At 29.9% G+C, this 19,107-nt stretch carries 15 protein-coding genes; 13 read left to right on the top strand and 2 right to left on the bottom strand.

Features of this window, described 5'->3' with window-relative positions; translation table 11 throughout:
• Positions 1-56 precede the first annotated feature (56 nt).
• The 3 genes from accD (at position 57) to G9F70_RS24045 (ending at position 2,944) form a co-directional block, all read left to right on the top strand.
• A complete protein-coding gene (gene accD / locus G9F70_RS24055) occupies positions 57-917 on the top strand; it encodes an acetyl-CoA carboxylase, carboxyltransferase subunit beta (RefSeq protein ID WP_164945892.1) in 861 nt (286 codons plus the stop codon).
• 38 nt (positions 918-955) lie between these two features.
• Positions 956-1,906, top strand: coding sequence for an acetyl-CoA carboxylase carboxyltransferase subunit alpha (locus G9F70_RS24050; RefSeq protein ID WP_164945891.1), 951 nt, complete (start codon positions 956-958; stop codon positions 1,904-1,906).
• A gap of 156 nt (positions 1,907-2,062) precedes the next feature.
• The gene (locus G9F70_RS24045) at positions 2,063-2,944 is read left to right on the top strand and encodes a DegV family protein (RefSeq protein WP_164945890.1); all 882 of its coding nucleotides are present in this window, start codon (positions 2,063-2,065) and stop codon (positions 2,942-2,944) included.
• Between the two features lie 244 nt (positions 2,945-3,188).
• Here the strand turns inward: G9F70_RS24045 and G9F70_RS24040 are convergent, their stop codons facing one another.
• A complete protein-coding gene (locus G9F70_RS24040; protein ID WP_124998663.1) occupies positions 3,189-3,335 on the bottom strand; it encodes a small, acid-soluble spore protein, alpha/beta type in 147 nt (48 codons plus the stop codon).
• A gap of 152 nt (positions 3,336-3,487) precedes the next feature.
• Here G9F70_RS24040 and proC point away from each other — a divergent pair, with 152 nt between their 5' ends.
• The 7 genes from proC (at position 3,488) to G9F70_RS24005 (ending at position 10,207) form a co-directional block, all read left to right on the top strand.
• Entirely contained in the window at positions 3,488-4,297 is an 810-nt protein-coding gene (proC, locus tag G9F70_RS24035; RefSeq protein WP_164945889.1) for a pyrroline-5-carboxylate reductase, read from the top strand.
• A 254-nt stretch (positions 4,298-4,551) separates the two neighbouring features.
• Positions 4,552-5,802: a hypothetical protein gene (locus tag G9F70_RS24030; RefSeq protein ID WP_164945888.1), complete on the top strand. Its 1,251-nt coding sequence runs from the start codon at positions 4,552-4,554 to the stop codon at positions 5,800-5,802.
• 177 nt (positions 5,803-5,979) lie between these two features.
• Positions 5,980-6,705 (top strand): ABC transporter ATP-binding protein, encoded by a 726-nt coding sequence (locus G9F70_RS24025; RefSeq protein ID WP_164945887.1) that lies wholly within the window; start codon positions 5,980-5,982, stop codon positions 6,703-6,705.
• The gene (locus G9F70_RS24020; protein ID WP_164945886.1) at positions 6,692-7,444 is read left to right on the top strand and encodes an ABC transporter permease; all 753 of its coding nucleotides are present in this window, start codon (positions 6,692-6,694) and stop codon (positions 7,442-7,444) included. The genes G9F70_RS24025 and G9F70_RS24020 overlap by 14 nt, the downstream gene beginning before the upstream one ends.
• A gap of 43 nt (positions 7,445-7,487) precedes the next feature.
• Positions 7,488-8,930 (top strand): sensor histidine kinase, encoded by a 1,443-nt coding sequence (locus G9F70_RS24015; protein ID WP_164945885.1) that lies wholly within the window; start codon positions 7,488-7,490, stop codon positions 8,928-8,930.
• Between the two features lie 9 nt (positions 8,931-8,939).
• The gene (locus G9F70_RS24010; protein WP_164945884.1) at positions 8,940-9,635 is read left to right on the top strand and encodes a response regulator transcription factor; all 696 of its coding nucleotides are present in this window, start codon (positions 8,940-8,942) and stop codon (positions 9,633-9,635) included.
• Positions 9,636-9,952: 317 nt separating this feature from the next.
• Positions 9,953-10,207, top strand: a complete 255-nt coding sequence (locus G9F70_RS24005) for a hypothetical protein (protein WP_164945883.1) — start codon at positions 9,953-9,955, stop codon at positions 10,205-10,207.
• Between the two features lie 179 nt (positions 10,208-10,386).
• Here the strand turns inward: G9F70_RS24005 and G9F70_RS24000 are convergent, their stop codons facing one another.
• Positions 10,387-11,505 carry an HD-GYP domain-containing protein gene (locus G9F70_RS24000; RefSeq protein WP_164945882.1) on the bottom strand — a complete coding sequence of 373 codons (1,119 nt, stop codon included), beginning with the start codon at positions 11,503-11,505 and terminating at the stop codon, positions 10,387-10,389.
• A gap of 540 nt (positions 11,506-12,045) precedes the next feature.
• Between G9F70_RS24000 and G9F70_RS23995 the strand changes: the two genes are divergently transcribed.
• From G9F70_RS23995 to G9F70_RS23985, 3 genes are all read left to right on the top strand, one after another.
• Entirely contained in the window at positions 12,046-12,909 is an 864-nt protein-coding gene (locus tag G9F70_RS23995; protein ID WP_164945881.1) for a methionyl aminopeptidase, read from the top strand.
• Positions 12,910-13,028: 119 nt separating this feature from the next.
• Positions 13,029-13,292 carry a hypothetical protein gene (locus tag G9F70_RS23990; RefSeq protein WP_164945878.1) on the top strand — a complete coding sequence of 88 codons (264 nt, stop codon included), beginning with the start codon at positions 13,029-13,031 and terminating at the stop codon, positions 13,290-13,292.
• A gap of 300 nt (positions 13,293-13,592) precedes the next feature.
• Positions 13,593-19,037: a diguanylate cyclase gene (locus tag G9F70_RS23985; RefSeq protein WP_164945880.1), complete on the top strand. Its 5,445-nt coding sequence runs from the start codon at positions 13,593-13,595 to the stop codon at positions 19,035-19,037.
• The last annotated feature ends 70 nt before the right edge of the window (positions 19,038-19,107 follow it).

The following is a 19,107-nucleotide window of genomic DNA, read 5'->3' as shown; positions in this document are numbered from 1 at the left end:
TTACAACTCTCAATTCTAAGCTGAGTGATGGTATATTTTTAGAAAGGGGCAGTTATATGTTTGAGTTTAAACGTATATTTAAAAAGAGTAGATATATCGAGGTTAAAAATTTAGAAGATGAAGATGGCGAGAAAAAACCTAATATACCCACCGGAATGTGGGTTAAATGTGAAACTTGTGGTAAAATCCTTTATAGTAAGGATTTAGAAAGTAGTATAATGACCTGTGAAAATTGTAGAACACATTTTAGAATTGGGTCTAGAGAAAGAATAAATTACACTATAGATAGTGAAACTTTTATAGAATATGATAAAGATATGATCTCAGGCAATCCTATAGAATTTGAAGGGTATGAAGATAAACTTCAAGATTTAAGAGACAAAACATTATTAAATGAAGCTGTGATAACTGGTGAAGGAAAGATAAACGGTCATGATACTGTAATTGCGGTGATGGATAGTAATTTTATGATGGGGAGCATGGGTAGCGTTGTTGGAGAGAAAATCACAAGGGCTATTGAAAGCGCAACAGAAGCTAAAAAGCCAATTATTATATTTACAGCTTCTGGGGGGGCTAGGATGCAGGAAGGTATATATTCATTAATGCAAATGGCTAAAACTAGTGCTGCTATTGCAAGACATAATGAAAAAGGGTGCCTTTATGTAACAGTGCTTACTGATCCCACTACAGGAGGAGTTACTGCAAGTTTTGCAATGCTTGGAGATATAATAATAGCTGAGCCCAATGCACTAATAGGGTTCGCAGGTAAAAGAGTTATTGAACAAACCATAAAGCAAAAATTGCCTGATGGCTTTCAGAGGGCTGAATTTTTGCTTCAAAAGGGTTTTATAGATATGGTGGTGGATAGAAAGGCTATGAAGGATACATTAACTGAGATATTGAAAATTCATAGCTAATATAGAGTGATAAAAGCAACACATGGGGAGGAGATTTTATGGGAACTTTGCCTTTTGAAAAGCACATGTATGAACTTAAAAGTAAAATTGATGAACTTAAAAATTTAGCAACAGAGCAAAATATGGATTTAGAAAAAGAAATAAGGCAGATGGAAGTTAAACTCTATAATATGCAAAAGGAAGCCTATAAAAATTTAACTGCCTGGGATAAAGTAAGCATTGCAAGGCTTGTGGAACGTCCTACTGCACTTGATTATATAAATAGAATTTTTGAAAATTTTATGGAACTGCATGGAGATAGATATTATGGAGATGATGCGGCTATTGTAGGTGGCATTGCATATATTAATGGTATTGCTGTAACTGTTATTGCTCAGCAAAAGGGAAATAACACAAAGGAAAATATAAAGAGAAACTTTGGAATGCCAAATCCAGAAGGATATAGAAAAGCTTTAAGACTTATGAAACAGGCAGAAAAGTTTAAAAGGCCCGTTATTTGTCTTGTAGATACTCCAGGAGCATATTGTGGACTAGGTGCAGAAGAAAGAGGCCAAGGCGAAGCGATTGCTAGAAATCTTATGGAAATGTCAAATTTAAAAACACCAGTAATATCCATAGTTATAGGAGAAGGTGGAAGTGGGGGAGCTTTAGCTTTGGCGGTAGCGGATGAGGTTTGGATGCTTGAGCATGCAATTTATTCTATTTTATCACCAGAGGGTTTTGCTTCTATATTATTTAAAGATGCAAGGCTTGCGCGTGAAGCTGCTAATGCAATGAAAATAACAGCTCAAGATTTAATTAATTTTGGAATAATAGATAGAATTATAAAAGAGCCACTAGGGGGCGCGCATACTAATGTAGATGAGATGGCATTAGGTATTAAGCGTAATTTAGAGGAGTCAATTAATAGATTAACAGCGGAACCTATAGAATCATTACTTACCAAAAGATATTATAAATTTAGAAAGATTGGCAAGGTAGTAGAATAAACAATAGGCTCATAAGGTCATTAATGTGTTTAATTTTGGTGTGTTTAAGAAAAGTATATATACTTTTCTTTTTTTTTGTATTGAAGTGTATGTATAAATCATACATAATAGAAGATGAGAATAATATTTAGCAGAAGGGCAAAGGGGAATTGAGTTATGAGTAAAAAACATAGTGAGACAATTTTAGTAATAGATTCAGGATGCGATTTACCTTTAGATTATATTGGACAAGATAATATAGTACCCATAGGGTTAGTATGCAATTTTAAAGGTGAGGCGATAGAGGATGACTTTGGAAAAAAATTTATTCGTAAGGACTTTTATGATGCTTTAAGGCAAGGGGAAATGCCAACGACCTCACAGATAAATAGCCAAAGGTATGTAGAAGTTTTTAGAAAGTATGTTAAGAAAAAAAAATCTATCATATATATTGTCATGTCTTCTGGAATATCAGGAACTATAAATAGTGCAAATCTAGCAAGAGAAACTATACTTGAAGACTTCCCAGAGGCAGATATAAGCATAGTTGATAGTAAATGTGCAAGCCTTGGGCAAGGACTTTTAGTTCATTATGCCTATGAGATGTTGAAAAAAGGAAGCTCGAAAGATGAAATAGTTACCTGGCTTGAGACAAATAAACTTAAGATTAACCATTGGTTTACAGTTAATGATTTAAACCATTTAAAAAGAGGTGGAAGAATATCAAGTTCAGCTGCAACCGTTGGTACATTGTTAAATATAAAACCTGTTTTGTTTATTGACAACGAAGGACTACTTACTCCTTTTTCTAAATGTAGAGGAAGAAAAAAGGCAATACATACCCTAGCTGAAAAATTCAAAGAAAGAACAGACCCAAATGTATTGCAAGTTATTGCCATAAGTCATGGGGATTGTCTTTCTGATGCATTAACGCTTGAGGCATTGGTTCGCGAGAATGGAAATGTTAAAGATGTTATTTTAAATTATGTGGGTACAGCCATAGGGTCTCATACAGGACCAGAAATATTAGGATTATATTTTATAGCCGATGAAAGATAGGGCTAAACTATATTGTGGGGAATAAAATCGCAATTATAATTTCATTTAATAGATTAAAAGAAATTTATATAAATAAGGTAAAAGGGAGACGTCTTATTACGATGGCTTCATTTTGATTTATAAAACATAAAAACAACATTAATATTTTTCTATATTAATGTTGTTTTTATTTATATATTATTAAAATTGGACTTCAAAAGGCAAGCTGTTGGGTATAGAATATTCCCATCTTATATGGGGAAATCTATTCGGTTTCTTTTCCTAATTTCTTAGATTCTTTAGAAACACCTATTTCATTTGCAGTTTCCATTCTCATTTTAGATAATTCTTGTTTTGTTTTTGGATTAGCCTTTTTATTATCTTTGCTATTTTTGTTGTCTTTATGTGACATTGTATAACCCTCCTTGTATTGTTTTCTACGCTTTCTAATAAATCTGTTCAATAATAATATAACCAAAATCATGAAATGTATTCGAGAAAAATGTATTTTAAAATGATATAATTAGTAATATTTAAAAAAGTTACTTGGGAGGAAATGTTAATATGGATAAAACAATAGGATTTATAGGTTGCGGTAATATGGCACAAGCTATGATAGGTGGAATAGTAAAATCTAATTTAGTTCCTAGTAAAAAAGTAATAGGGAGTAATCCATCAGATAGGAGTTTGAATAAGGTAAAAGAAGAATATAATATTTTAGTAACTAAGGATAATGTGGAAGTTGCGAAGTTTTCTGATATATTAATATTAGCTGTAAAGCCTTATAAATATTTTGAGGTTATCCATGAAATAAAACCATATTTAAAGAGGGATGTAGTCATAATAACTATAGCTGCGGGGATAACGCTTGAGAGTATGGGCAGCGCATTAGGAGACTCGGCAAAAGTTATAAGAACTATGCCGAATACTCCGGCACTTGTAGGCGAAGGAATGAGTGCACTGTGTGCTAATAAAAATATAACTAAAGAAGAATTGCAAGAGGTAGTAAGTATTTTTGAAAGCTTTGGTAAGGTAGAAATATTAGAAGAAAATCTTATTGAGATAGTTCCAGCGGTAAGTGGTTCATCACCTGCTTATGTGTATATGTTTATTGAAGCCTTAGGAGATGGTGCTGTACTTCAAGGAATGCCAAGAGATAAGGCTTATAGAATGGCAGCTCAAGCAGTGCTAGGAGCAGCTAAAATGGTTCTTGAAACTGGTGAACACCCAGGAAAGCTTAAAGACAATGTATGTTCACCAGGAGGAACTACCATAGAAGCAGTATATACCCTAGAGAAAAATAATTTTAGGGGCTCAGTAATTTCAGCTATGGAAAGTTGCACAGAAAAGGCAATTAAAATGGGTAAAAAATAATCTTAATTGTAAAACAGCCTAATAAAAAGTTTGCGCTTTCTCAGGCTGCTTTTTTTATATTCTAAAATGCCTCTAAAGCTATAGAATAACTCAATCTAATGCAATAAAATATAGTGGGTTTGCTATAAAGAAGAACAAAGTTTATACTTTGTTTATAATTTGTTTATAGAAAGTAGAGACATGTACTTTAAAATAGAATTATGAAAGGCTTTCATGTTATAAAGCAAATTTAAATAAAAAGGGGATTCTATAAAATGAAATTAAATAAAACAACAACAACAATCATAAGTTTTGCTCTAGGTACGGTAATGTTTACAACTACAGCTATTGCTCAAGTATTATCTAAAAGTGGGTATGATCAACTTAAAGATTCTGTAAAGTATACAGCAGAAAGTTGTACCACTAAACTTTCAAGCTATACCATGGATATGTCATTTAGTTTAAAGGATAATGGTACAGTTATTTATTCTGGTAATTCTCTTAATAAAGTTGATGTACCAAAGGGAGCTAAAGAAACTGTATCAACAAAATTAGAAGGATTAACTAAGAGTGAAGACTATAATTACTCTGATAAAAATGGGTCTATATTGAAAGACAGTACAAAAAACATCTATTATGCAACTGAATTTGCAAGTCCTCAGGAAATTATAACTTCTAAAAACCCTTTTAAAGAAAAAGGAGCTGATGATATGGAGAAAATTGCAGATGCTCTTGTGGGTAATTTAAAAGATGCAGTGGTAGTTGCCGAAAATTCAGATGGAACTAAGACTTTATCTGGTTCTTTAAGTGAAGCTCAAATACCAGCGCTTGTTAATGCAGTGGTATCTTTTCAATCGAAGAACGAATTTGGTAGTAGATCTAATAATCCTAATGATGATAGTAACATGCCTAAAATAACAAAAGATGTATTTGTAAAAGAAGTTAAGGGGAATATGGTAACAACTAAAGAGGGATTAATTCAAAATGTTCTTGGCAGTGGAGTGATTTCAGGTAAAGATGACAGTGGTAAAGATCATAAATTAACCTTCGAACTATTAGTAAAGATGACGGGTATTAACTCAACTAAGGTTAGTAAACCAGATCTTACTGGTAAGAAAGTAGAAAAAAATATAGAACAAGATCATAGTAAATTATCTAATCCTGAAAAATATATAGGAAAATACAAATCAGATATTCTAATGGAGAAGGATGCTAAATTCATAAAAATAGGTGAAAGATTTATAGATGTTACTACAGTAAACGAAAAGGGCATTAGTGGAAGACATTATGAGGAATATGCAAAGGGATATGAAGAATACGCAAAGGATAAAAAAGACTTTAAGTTTGATGCAAAATTCGAAAAAGGTCAGTTTAATGGAACAGTTATTGCAGAAGGTTCTTCAAATAAAAGCATAAAAGGTAATATATCTATTAACCAAGGTTCAGCAAAAATATACTTTAACACAGGTGAAAACATAAGCGGAAATATAATTAACGATGATCAATATAGTAAAGTATTCAACTAATATTGCAGCTTCGAAGAAGATGATTTAATGGTATTATGGGTAGGGGACTCTAAAACAAGATAAGTTGGGGGTCCCCAACTTATTAATTCTATTATAATTTGATTTTTATTATATGGTGATTGATGTGACTTTAAATCTATAATAATAAAACTTATCAAACTAAATTGGGGGTGCACAATGGAAAAAGTAATTGAAATTAAAAACCTTTCCAAGGTATATAAAAACGGAAGAGGTATAACAGATATTAATCTAGATATACATAAAGGCGAAATATTTGGTTTTTTAGGACCAAATGGTGCAGGGAAGACTACTGCTATGAAAGTCATGACTGGTCTTATAAAACCAGACAGTGGTGATGTTAAAATTTTAGGGCACAGCATCGTGGAAGAATATCAAAAGGCTATGGGTAAAGTAGGTTGCATTATAGAAACTGCAGAATCTTATCTATATTTAACTGCCTATGAGAATTTAAAACAAATTTCCAGGTATTATAAAAATGTTGATGATGAGAGAATAAATGAAGTTTTAGAGCTTACAGGACTTTTAAAATATAAAAACGAGAAACCAAGAAAATTTTCTCTTGGAATGAAACAAAGACTAGGAATTGCAGCTGCAATTTTATCTCGGCCTGAAGTGATTATTTTAGATGAACCCTTAAATGGACTTGATGTTGAAGGGATGATTTCTATGAGAAATATAATAAAAAGCCTAGTAGAAAAAGAAAATGCTACATTTTTTATTTCAAGTCACCTTATCCATGATGTTGAACTTACTTGTACTCATATTGGTGTATTATACAATGGACGAATGCTTAATGTAGATACTATGAAAAATATACTAAACAACTATGCTTCCCTTGAAAATTATTTTGTTAGCGAGGTAGAAAGAAATGGTAGAATTTAAAGCTGCTTTAACAAATGAAATTGAAAAATTATATAAAAGAAAAAAAGTTTTAGTTGCAGTGATTATATCACTTATATTCATAATAATAGGGCAGCTATCTATGGTTGTATTAAGAACGGGTTTTGGGGTGCGTGGGGTTTCTAGCATGGAATTTCCTATACTTGTACTTTCTGTAGTGGTAAACACTATTCTGCCACTATTTACTGCTCTTGTTACCATAGAAAGTTTTTCAGGAGAATTTTCACACAATACTATGAAAATAGCACTTACAAGGCCTATTTCAAGATTAAAGTTTTATACAGCCAAGCTAACTGCAATTATGCTATTTATAATTGCCAACCTTTTATTCGTAATGATTTTTTCAATACTGGCTGGTTGTCTTTTTAATTCAAATTCCTTTACTTTAGGAAGTGTTTTTAAAATTATAATTTCTTATACTGTAACACTAATACCTATGGTGATTTTATCAATAATAATTGCGTTTTTCACCAATATAATTAGAAGTGGAATAGGCGTATTTTTCCTATCTATTTTTGCTTTTGTTACATTTAAAGGACTAGGAGTTATATTTTACAGATATGCTGGCATATTTATTACGTCTATGATGAACTGGTATACGCTATATAACATGGATACTATCCCTACTATTAAAATTTTTCTTCAGTTTATGATGATGCTTAGTTATGGTATAATATTTTTTACAGCAGGATATTATTTATTTGATAAAAAAGAATTTTAAAAGTAGCTGTTAAGTTAATTTAGTGGCTTTTTGAGGTGAAAAAATGAATATAAAAAAACGGTTAATTGTCTCCAATACTATAACTATAGTAATTCCTTTTGTCATTACAATTATAGCGGCGTTTCTATTTATTTTTGCTGCCTCAACAGTTTTTAACAAGGACGTAAGTTATGATAATTTTAAAAAAATCATACTTATAAAAACGGAGTTGGCTCATACTAGCAGTGCTATATGGAAACAAAATTCTGAGGATATAGAGGATCCTAAGTTTCAAAAGTATTTGTACCAGAAGTTATCAAATATAGATGGAGACCTTATAATCCTTAAAAACAATATTGTTGTTTTTGCATCAAAGGATATGAATAAAATTGATATAGAAAAATGTTTATTAGAAGCTGAAAGTAAATCTCAAAAAAAACAAGTCATAATTGGTACTAAAGCTTACATGGTTGAAGTATCACCACTTAGGTTTAAAGATGAAGCTCTAGGCCATGCCATTTTATTGGCACCAATTCTAGATTATTCAAATACTTTTGAAAAATTTATTATATTTATCCTTGTGGTATTTATTATGACGTTTATAGGGGTTAACATGAATATGTCCTATCTACTTTCAAAAAGAATAATAAAGCCCCTATCACTTTTAAAAACGGCAGTGGGAGAAATTAGTAAAGGTGATTTAGAACTAGAAATAATTGAAGTTGGAGATAAAGAAATTGTGGAGTTATGTGCTGATTTTGAAAAGATGAGAATACAACTTAAGGATTCTATTCGTTTGAAAAAAAAGTACGACGATAATAGGACAATTCTAGTTTCTAGTATATCCCATGATCTTAAAACCCCAATAACTTCAATAAAAGGTTATGTTAAAGGTGTGTTAGATGGTGTAGCAAATACTCCTGAAAAGGTAGAGCGCTACTTAAAAACTGTTTATTCAAAGGCAGAACAAATGGATGTTATGATTGATGATTTACTTTTATATTCCAAATTGGATTTAAGTCAGCTTCCTTTTAACTTTGAAAAAACAGATATTATAGATTACTTTAACTACTGTATTAATGAAAGCTCCATAGAACTTGAAAAATCCAATATAAAAATCTGCTTGAAAAATGATTTAAAAGGGTCAAAATACGTTAAAATCGATAGAGAAAGATTGATGAGGGTTATACTAAATATTATTGATAATGCTCGTAAATATATGGATAAAGAGCAAGGTGAAATTACCATAATGCTTAGAGAAACTAATTCTAGCATTATTATCGAGATAAGGGATAACGGTTGCGGCATTGAGGAGAATGATGTAAATAAAATCTTTGATAGGTTTTACAGAGCAGATGCTGCAAGAAGCGAAGCTAATGGAAGTGGACTTGGACTTGCCATTGCAAAACAAATTGTAGAGGGACACAAGGGTACAATTTGGGCTGTAAGTCATGAAAATAATGGTACAAGCATTTTGATATCATTTGGAAAAATATCAGAAGGGTAGAGGATTATTATGAAAAGGATTTTAATAGTTGAAGATGATGAATGCATTGCTGAACTTGAAAAAGACTATTTAGAGCTTGAAGGCTTTGAAGTTATTATATGTAATAATGGAGTAGATGGATTAAATGCATTAAAAACAAATCAATTTGACTTGTTAATTCTTGATGTTATGCTTCCTAAAATGGATGGGTATACTATTTTGCGTAGTTTGCAAGAGGAGAAGGACATTCCAGTTTTAATGGTTTCTGCAAAAAAAGAAGACATTGATAAAATAAAAGGTTTAAGTCTTGGTGCAGATGACTATATTACAAAGCCCTTCAATCCTAGTGAACTAGTTGCTAGAGTTAAGTCACATATTCGAAATTATGAAAGAATAAAGAATAAATTTAACAGAAGTGTAAAAAGCGATACCCTTATAATAAGAGGGCTAGAAATAAAAAAAGATTGTAGGCAGGTATTTATGAATGGGGCTGAAATAAATTTAGCTCAAAAAGAATTTGACCTATTGTTATATTTGGCTGAAAACCCCAATAGAGTATTTAGCAAAAATGAATTATTTGAAAAAATTTGGGGGTTTGATGCTATAGGAGATACTGCAACTGTTACAGTGCATATTGGCAGAGTCAGAGAAAAAATTGAGGTATCTACGTCTGCGCCTCAATATATTGAAACGGTTTGGGGTACTGGGTACAGGCTTAGGGTGTAAAAAATATTCTAAATTTGTACCTTTTTAGTCCTTTAGATTTTTTAAAATATTACTCCTAATAAGTATTATTAATAATACTTATTAGGAGTAATATTTATTATAGGACAAACATATATATTTAGCAAAGGCATTAAAAAATTATAAAATCTATTGACTTACGAACAAACGTTCGATATACTATCAATATAGTATTAAGACTAAAAATACCTGTAAAGTATTTTTTAATATATAGTTATTGTGTTTTATAGCAGCTTGAATTTACAGCTGAAGATTTAATGGACTACTTTAGTAGATGATTTAACTGGAGGTAAAACCATATGGAAACAAAGGATTTATGGGTTAAAATTAATTATTCGCAAGATGGGAATGAAAGTTTAGCGATAACTTATGCCGCGAGTAAGGGCAAGGTTAATCATCCCTCTAAGTATCTAATTTGTGGGGGAATGTATAATAGAAATGGTGGAACTATAATGTTTAAGGCAAAGAATATAGAAGAAGCTACAGAAATAGCTAACAATAATCTAGTAGCTAACGCAGGCTCTAATAAACATGAATATATTAAAAGGATATGAAAACATAGGTTATGATCTAATGGATAATAATCTATGCATATAAAATATTAAATCATCACCTGCGGTGCTGCAATATTAAAGACTTCAGAAGGAGATTTAGACTCCAACTGAAGTTTTGTTTTTGTTGTAGAATGTAACTCCCACTTATAGAAGTAGGAGACTTTCCTTCTGAAATGTCGTTAAATGGTAAATTCAATATTTTCGATTACTAAATCTAACTTCTCTACCAATGAAATAGTTATCCCAACCTCTTGGGAATTATAATAGGCTCCACTTTTTATAATTTTAACCTCCGGCCTTAAAGCATAGGTAGGAAATACCTTTGTTACCACACAGATATCACCAGTGTTAAGTTTAACTAGGGTTCCAGGTGGGTAAGGTACAACAGCCTTGGAAAATGCTTTAACCATTTTATAATCAAATTGAGTATCACTATGGGCGAAAATATACTCTATAGCATTATTAGGGCACATAGCTTTTTTATAAGGCCTGTCTGAGGTAAGTGCATCATACACATCTGCAATAGCAACAATTCTAGCAAATCTATTTATAGATTTATTCTTTATATTATCTGGATATCCGCATCCATTAACTTTTTCATGATGTTGAAGGGCTACGATTCTCGCGGGAGCAGATATATCCAAAGAATCTTTTAAATAATCATATCCTTTAGTAGTATGCTCTTTCATAATTTTAAACTCTTCTTCAGTTAAGGGACCGGGTTTTAGAATTATTTCTTTTGGAATAAGAACTTTACCTATGTCATGTATAAGTGCACCCATACATAAAGTATAAAGATCACCTTGATTTAGTTGCAATTGAACACCGAGTACTAGAGAAATTATAGCTACATTTACACTATGTTGGTAGGTGTAATTATCTATACTTTTAATGTCTACCAGATTAATCATTACGTTTTTCTTGCTTATAATTTCGTCAATTATATTTTTAGCAATATTCCCTATAGATTCAAAATAGGATTGCTTCTCTTTTGCAAATTTTTTTTTGTTGAAATTTGCGTCATTAGAATATAAACTGTATTTTTCTAAGCTATAGAAGGTATCTTTTATAGCTTTTATAGCATTTTGGCGTAACTCGGGTTTTATTACATCTTCAATTATAATGTTGCTATATTTATCATTAATATAAACAGAATAAATTTGTAACCCCTTAATTCTTAATAAAAAGTTTTCGGTTAATGTAACACCTTTTCTTAGTAAAACCCTTCCGTCATTATCGAATATAGTTTTAGCCAAGGAATCTCCTGGTTTTACAAATTCTATTGGTACAAGTCGCATAATTACATCACATCCCAACTTAAATATAAACAATTAAGTAATTTTATATAATTTAAATGAGTTTTAATATTTAAATTAATATTAAAGCCTATTTTTAATGAAAGAAAACCACATATGAACAAAAATTTAAATTCATGGAATATAAAGATATAATAATATATTTTACACTATTAAGAGCGAAAATCACAGTATTACTTATTAATATTATAAATAATATATTTTATGACAAAATTTGTAATTTTAAATGTAAATATAAAGATTATTTACACTAAAAATAGAAATATATGATATTGAAAATATAATACATATAATATAATACACATAATATAAAAAAAGAGCTTGAAAAAACCGTATCTTAGGACAATTTATAAAAAAATTTTGGAATAAGGTTGAATACTTACAATTATAAACTATAATTAAAAGTGAAACTATCAATATAGCATATAATCTTGAGAATTCAAGATCACTTAGAAATAAGCATATGTCGTTAAACTAAATTGTAATTGATGGCTTGAATAATTCTAATTGGGAGGAAATATAATGAGCATACTATCACGAAATGATATTTGCTGGTGTGGCAGTGGGAAGAAATATAAAAAATGCCATATGGAGCAGGATATATTTATAAGTAATATAGAACAAAAAGTGGGTTATAAAATACCTAGGGATATAATGAAAACAGAGGAACAAATAGATGGCATAAGGAAGAGTTGCAAGCTAACTCATGAGATACTTGATATGGTGGGAGAGCGGATAAAAGTCGGAGTAGCTACAAATGAAATAAATACTTGGGTGCATGAATATACTGTTGAGCATAATGCATATCCAGCACCACTAGGCTATGGTGGTTTTCCTAAAAGTGTATGTACATCAATAAATGATGTAATATGCCATGGCATACCTGATGATACGGTTTTAAAAGATGGCGATATAGTTAATGTAGATGTGACTTGTATATTAGATGGCTATTATGGTGATGCTAATAGAATGTTTATAATGGGTGAAGCATCAAAAGAAGCAATAGATCTGGTACGTGTATCAAAAGAGTGTTTAGATCTTGGAATACAGCAGGTTAAACCTTATAATACCCTTGGAGATATAGGGAATGCGATTCAGAAGCATGCAGAAAGTCTTGGATATTCTGTAGTATATGATTATGGTGGACACGGCGTTGGACTTGAATTCCATGAAGAACCTTTTGTACCTCATATAGGCAAAAAAGGAGAGGGTACAATATTACTACCTAACATGACCTTTACTATTGAACCTATGATTAATATTGGTAGCCCAGAAGCGGATGTACTTGAAGATGATTGGACAGCTGTTACAATTGACGGATCATTATCATCTCAGTGGGAACATACCATACGTGTTACTGAAACGGGATATGAGATACTAACATAGAACTGTATTATCCATTTAACCTTAAAAACACCCCCAATTATTGGGGGTGTTTTTAAGGTTAAATGGATAATAGGGGTAAAAGCTTAGTTCTATAAATATCATCAAAAGGAGAGATACGATTGAAAATTAATAAAGATAAAGAAAATATAATATTTAATAAACCATATATGATTATGATTCTAGCACTTATAAGTTGTTTTTTATGGGGAAGTGCTTTTCCGTCAGTAAAGGTAGGGTATGAGGTATTTTCTATACCTTTATTTGGTGTGTTTTTATCCTATGTGCTCCTAGGCGAAAGGGTGGTTGGAACTAAGGTTATAATGGCAGTTATTTTAGTTATAGTAGGCATAATTATTATTAACACTGAAGCAAAAAAAGCTTGAAAGTGATGCAATTCAATTCCCATGCATGCAACAACAGTATTGCAAATGTTGTTTTAGCACTGATATTTGATGTTTTATTAAAAAAAAAGCTAAACTCTATGAGAATTTGTTATAATCATAGATAAGTACAAATTTTAAAGAGATTATAAAAAATAGGAAATTATAGAAATATTTTTCTGAAAAGTGATGATGATATACAAAAAATATGGTATATTTGTATTGTGATACAGGATCAAAGGTGATTTTAGGATGCTATCACTTCAGTTTATGAATTAATTAATATTTAAGGAAGTGATTAAAATGGAAATTATTAATAATAGATATAGGATAGTTAAATGTATAAAGCAAAACAGGGTAGTTTCCAGTTATGTAGTTAATGACATAATAAAAAATTATGATATGGTACAATTAAATATTATTAATTCAGAATATCTTAAAAAAGAATTAATAGAATTCTATACAAAAGAGTTCATTAGTTTAACTAACCTTGATTGTAAAAATATAACATTAGTATATGATTTTGACTTAGTTAATCTGTTAGATAATAAAAAATTAAATGATAAAGTGTATTTTTACACAAATGAATATGTGCAAGATAACTTTAGCATTTTAGATATTGTAGGTGAAATGCCAAATGAAGAGATATTAGATATGTTTATAGAGATTTGCCAAAGTATAAACTATCTTCACTTAAAAGGCTTTATTTATAGCGGTATAAATTTATCTAATATCATAGTTTCAAATATAGAAAATGGTGAAAAGTATTGCATTAAATTTAAAGATTTTGCCACTTTGGAGCTTGAAAAACAGGGTTTCTGGAAGGAAGAAAATAAAGCCGATTATTTTAAGGCACCAGAAATATTAGCAGGGGAAAAAGATAGTATTTCTAGTGATATATATTCTCTAGGGGTATTACTTTTTATTATATATATGAAAAGTAAAGATCATAATTTCAGTATTAATGAAGACAGTATAGATCAAAGTGGGTTTAAAATTCAGGAGATAATTAGTAAAAATAAAAATTTTAATGTATCTTTTAAAAAAATAATCTACAAAATGATTTATAGTGATGCCACAAAAAGATACAAAAGTATTTCAGAACTAGTTATGGATATAAATATTGTTTTTAGCAAGAAATATGTACCACATAGAAAAGAAGAAATAGAAAAATTAAATTTTAAATTGAAAATGATAGGTAGAGATGAGGAAGTTAATAAAATTATTAATATGTATGATTCTATTAAAAATAAAAATAACTATAATTCTACTATCTTAATTCATGGAGAATCAGGTATTGGTAAAACTAGGTTTATTAATTCAATAAAATATCTTTTTTCATTGAATAAAGTAAATGTTTATAGTAGTTTTATTTTGGATGCTTCTACTAAAAATACTAATAAGGCTTTTATAGATATATTAAAACAATTCATTTCTGAATGTGAACCAGAGGTGCTAGAAAAATATGAGTCCGAGCTAGTAAAATTTATACCTGAACTAAGTGGTAAAAAGAATATAATACCATCTGAACCATTAAGTGGACATAAAGAAAAGTTTAGACTTATGCATTCTGCAACGGGATTTATTGAAGAATGTATAAATAACATGCCCATAGTTATTATTATTGATAATTTTCACTTAGCTGATGATTTTACCATAGAGTTAATGGAATATCTTACGAGAAAAAAACTACCAAATAAAAATATTATGGTCATAATGTCTTACTGTGACGGAGAATGTGTGCTAAATAAGAAATTTACAGAATTCAATAAAAATATATCAAAGAGCGATGGTTTAACTAATATTTTTTTAAAAGAGCTAGATGAAAAAGAAGTAGGTAGAATGATTCAAAGTATTCTTAGTATGCCTACTATACCATATAAATTTGTAGCTAGTATATATGAAAAGACAAAGGGTAATCCATTATTTGTGCAAGAAATTATAAAGAGTTTTTTTAGTAAAAAATACATCTATGCAGATAGTGAAAAGGGGTATTGGTCTACAGATTATAAATATTCTGAGTTTATAGTACCAACAGATATGCATGGAGTACTATTAAATCAAGTTAAAGAAATGGGACAATTAAATTATAATATTTTACAAATAATATCAATATTTAACAGCGCTGTTTCTTTAGAAATAATTGTGAGTTTTATTGAAAAGAAGAATAGTGAGTTAGAGAAAGCTATTGAAGGCCTTATTTCCTTGGGAATACTGTGCAAAAAAATTGAGGATAGAGGTTTTGTATTTGATTTTTATAATAAATTTCTTAAAAGTCTTATGTATGAAAAAATCGGGTCGAAAGACAGAAAAAGCATGCATAAATTGGCTTCGCTAGTGCTTGAAAATCAATATAAACAGGGTGGCAGGGAATATATTGAGGAATTAATTTATCACTTAGAAAAATCTAATCAAGAGGAAAAGATTATTGATTATTGCATTGAGAATGCTGAAAAAATGAAGCTTCTAAAAAATAGAAGTGATGCAATAAAAAATTTAACTAAAGCTATATCTATAATAAATTATGATTGGGATCCAGTTAAAAATATAAAGCTTATTATGGAGCTCGCAGCGCTGCATGAAGAAGAGGGGCATATTGATTTAGCTCTAAAATACTATCTATCAATACAGAAGTATAAGGGGAATACTCAGTTTCATAAATATATAATAGATAGCTTGATTAAAGTAGCGCAGGTGTACTTAAGCAAAAATAATATAGATAGTACTGTTTATTATATTGAAAAAATTCAGACTATGCTTTCAAAAGTAGATTATGTTTCGGGAATGCTTAAATGCCAAAGTATTCTTGCATCGGTATATGACATAAAGCAAGACTATGAAGGTATACAAACTATATGTAACAGCTGCATAGAGGAGTGTATAGGTGAATATGAAGAACTTAAAACCATATTTTACAACCACAAGGGATTAGCTTATTTGAGAAGTGGTAGAGTTCAGGAAGCATTAGTAATATTTGAAAAAAATATAGAGGTTTGCAATAAGTATAATAATATTAAGGGGTTAATAAAATCCTTAAATAGAATAGGCGTTATTTATGGAGATTATTATCAAGAAGATAATAAAGCTATAAAATATTTTGTGGAAATGAAGGACCTATGTGAAAAAAACAATATGAGCTCAGAAGAGGTACTTGCTTTAATAAATATTGGTGCTACATATTTTTCTAAGCAGCAGTACGAAGTATCTTTACAATATTTCATGGAGACATTAAAAATATGTAAAAAATATGAAGATGAATTCCATGTTTTTTATTGTTATAATTCTATTGCTAGCTCATATTTAAAATTGGGTGATTACGATAATGCTTATAAGTATTATGAACTTTGCAATAAAGAACTAGAAAATTATCCTAATCAAGGGAAAGAAATAGGTGAATTTTATTTTTTAGCCGCTGAAATAAACTATAAATTTGGTGATTTGAAAAAGGCTCAGTTATATATACAGCAATCACTAGATATATATGAAGATGACGAATGTATTTTTAAATGGCAGTCTCAGATTTTAAATGAATATATAATATTTTATTTTAGAGAAGATGATGGAAATTCAAATGAAATCATTAAAAATATTATAACTATAGCGAGTAAAATATCCTCATTGAGTAGTAGACTTAACATATTTTACGATGCAATAATTTTTTTGAATGAAAATGGAAAACAGCAATATATATCTAATATTCTTAGTGAAATTAAAAAGATTGATATTGATATAAAAGATCATAGAGTCTATGTTAAAAAGCTATATGTTGATGGATTAATGTATAAGAAGAAAAGCATTAAAATTTTCAAAGAAGCATTAGAATATTCAAATAAATATAATGAAGTAGATATATATTGGAGAGTATACACTGCAATGGGAGATCATTACTTTGATAAAAAGGATTATTTGTATGCAGTAATCTATTATTTTGAGGCTTGTGGGATATTAAAGGATATAATTAATAAATTACCAGTACAGTGTAGAGTGTCTTATATTAAGTTAAATAGTGCATTGAGACCTTTCAATAAATTTTTAGTCATTAATAGATATTATAAGGAAAATAAAGATGTGAAAGTGTTAGAAGTTGCGCCTGTTAATGTTAAGGATGAGGTTGGACTGTTATCTTTACTAGAGCAAGTAAATCATAAAGATATTTTGAAAAATAAGAATTTTATAAAGTCTATAAAAAAAATATATTCATCATCTCTTCATGAAGATATCCATGACATAAGTGATGTTTTAGAAAATCTACAAGAGGATAATGGAAAAAACTTAGAGCTTATAATAGATTATTTATCATATATAACACTAGCAACTAGGGGAACTATTATTATAAATGATAATGACAAAGGTTATAAAGTTATTGCATCTAGTGATAGAAGATATGAATTGCCACAAAACCAAGAGGTATTATCTAAAATTTTAACTGGAGAGAGACCGGTTTTAGTAGGGGATGTATCTCTAGAACAAAATATAAATGGAGATACAAATATTATTAATAATACTTTAAAAGCCTTTATTTGCATTCCTATTATTATGGAAAATGCTAATGAAAAAGGCTTTATTAAAAGTGAAAGAAGAAAAAACATACAAGGCAGTAAGGATGTTATTGGATATGTATATATAGAATCACAAAGGGTATTAAACAATCTTAATAATGATAGCATGAAAAAATGTATGGAGCTCAGTAAAGTTATAGGTATAATAATTGAAAAATATAAATTTAGATTAACTGCGTCTATTGATAAATTGACAGGAACTCTTACTAGAAAATATCTAGAAGAGGCATTAGATGAACAAATTGAACTATCAAGTCAGACAGGCAGTGAATTTTCACTTATTATGTATGATTTAGATTATTTTAAAATAATAAATGATAAGTTTGGACATAGGACAGGCGATTATGTGTTAAAAAGGGTTTGTGATGTTGTTATGAGCAATTTAAGAGAAACCGATGTTGTAGGTAGATATGGTGGTGAAGAATTTATTGTTATTCTTCCAGGCACTGGTGTTTGCGATGCTGAGCTTATAGCTGAAAAACTTAGGACTAAAATAGAAGGACAAAAAATACTGGACAATAGACGAGAGGTTACTGTAAGTTTGGGCGTGGCATCCTATCCTCTGCATGGTGAGTGGCAGGATGAATTGGTTGAAAGAGTAGATCAAGCCCTATATGTGGCAAAGCAGCAAGGGCGAAATAGATATGATATTTGGAACAGTGAATTCTCTAAAAAGGCGAAAAGAACAGATAGACTTACTGGAATAATATCTGGTAATACAATTCAAGATCATAGAAATGTACTTGCTATGATAGAATTAATTGAGCTTACAAACATAAATATTGCAAGAGAAGATAAAATATATAATTTATTAGGTAGAATTATTGAAATTACAGAAGCACAAAAAGGAATATTGTTTATTATGGATAATGACAGTATTATAGACAAATATTCAAGAAAAATTTTCAAAAATGAATGGATGGATATCCATACCTATAATGAGAATATAATAAAATCTGTAATTAAGAGTAAGCAGGGAGTATGCAAGATAGATTGGGACACAATAACTGAGTATGACACCGTTACAGGTGTTCCAAACTGGCAATCTGTTATGGTAATTCCATTGATTCAAGGTGATATAGTAAAAGGAGTATTGTACTTAACGGAATCTACGGTGACAAAAGAATTTGGTTTTGAGGATTTTAACTTTGTAAATACGTTGGGCAAGATAATAGTTCCAATACTATAGCACTATTTCTAAGTAAAGGGGCTGTCTCAAAATGATTAAAAAATCATTTGAAGAGACAGCCTCTTTTCCT

Source organism: Clostridium sp. FP1 (assembly GCF_011065975.2).
GTDB lineage: Bacteria > Bacillota > Clostridia > Clostridiales > Clostridiaceae > Clostridium_AD > Clostridium_AD tagluense.
The sequence above is the reverse complement of the archived record's forward strand: the minus strand, read 5'-3'. Positions and strand labels throughout refer to the sequence as shown.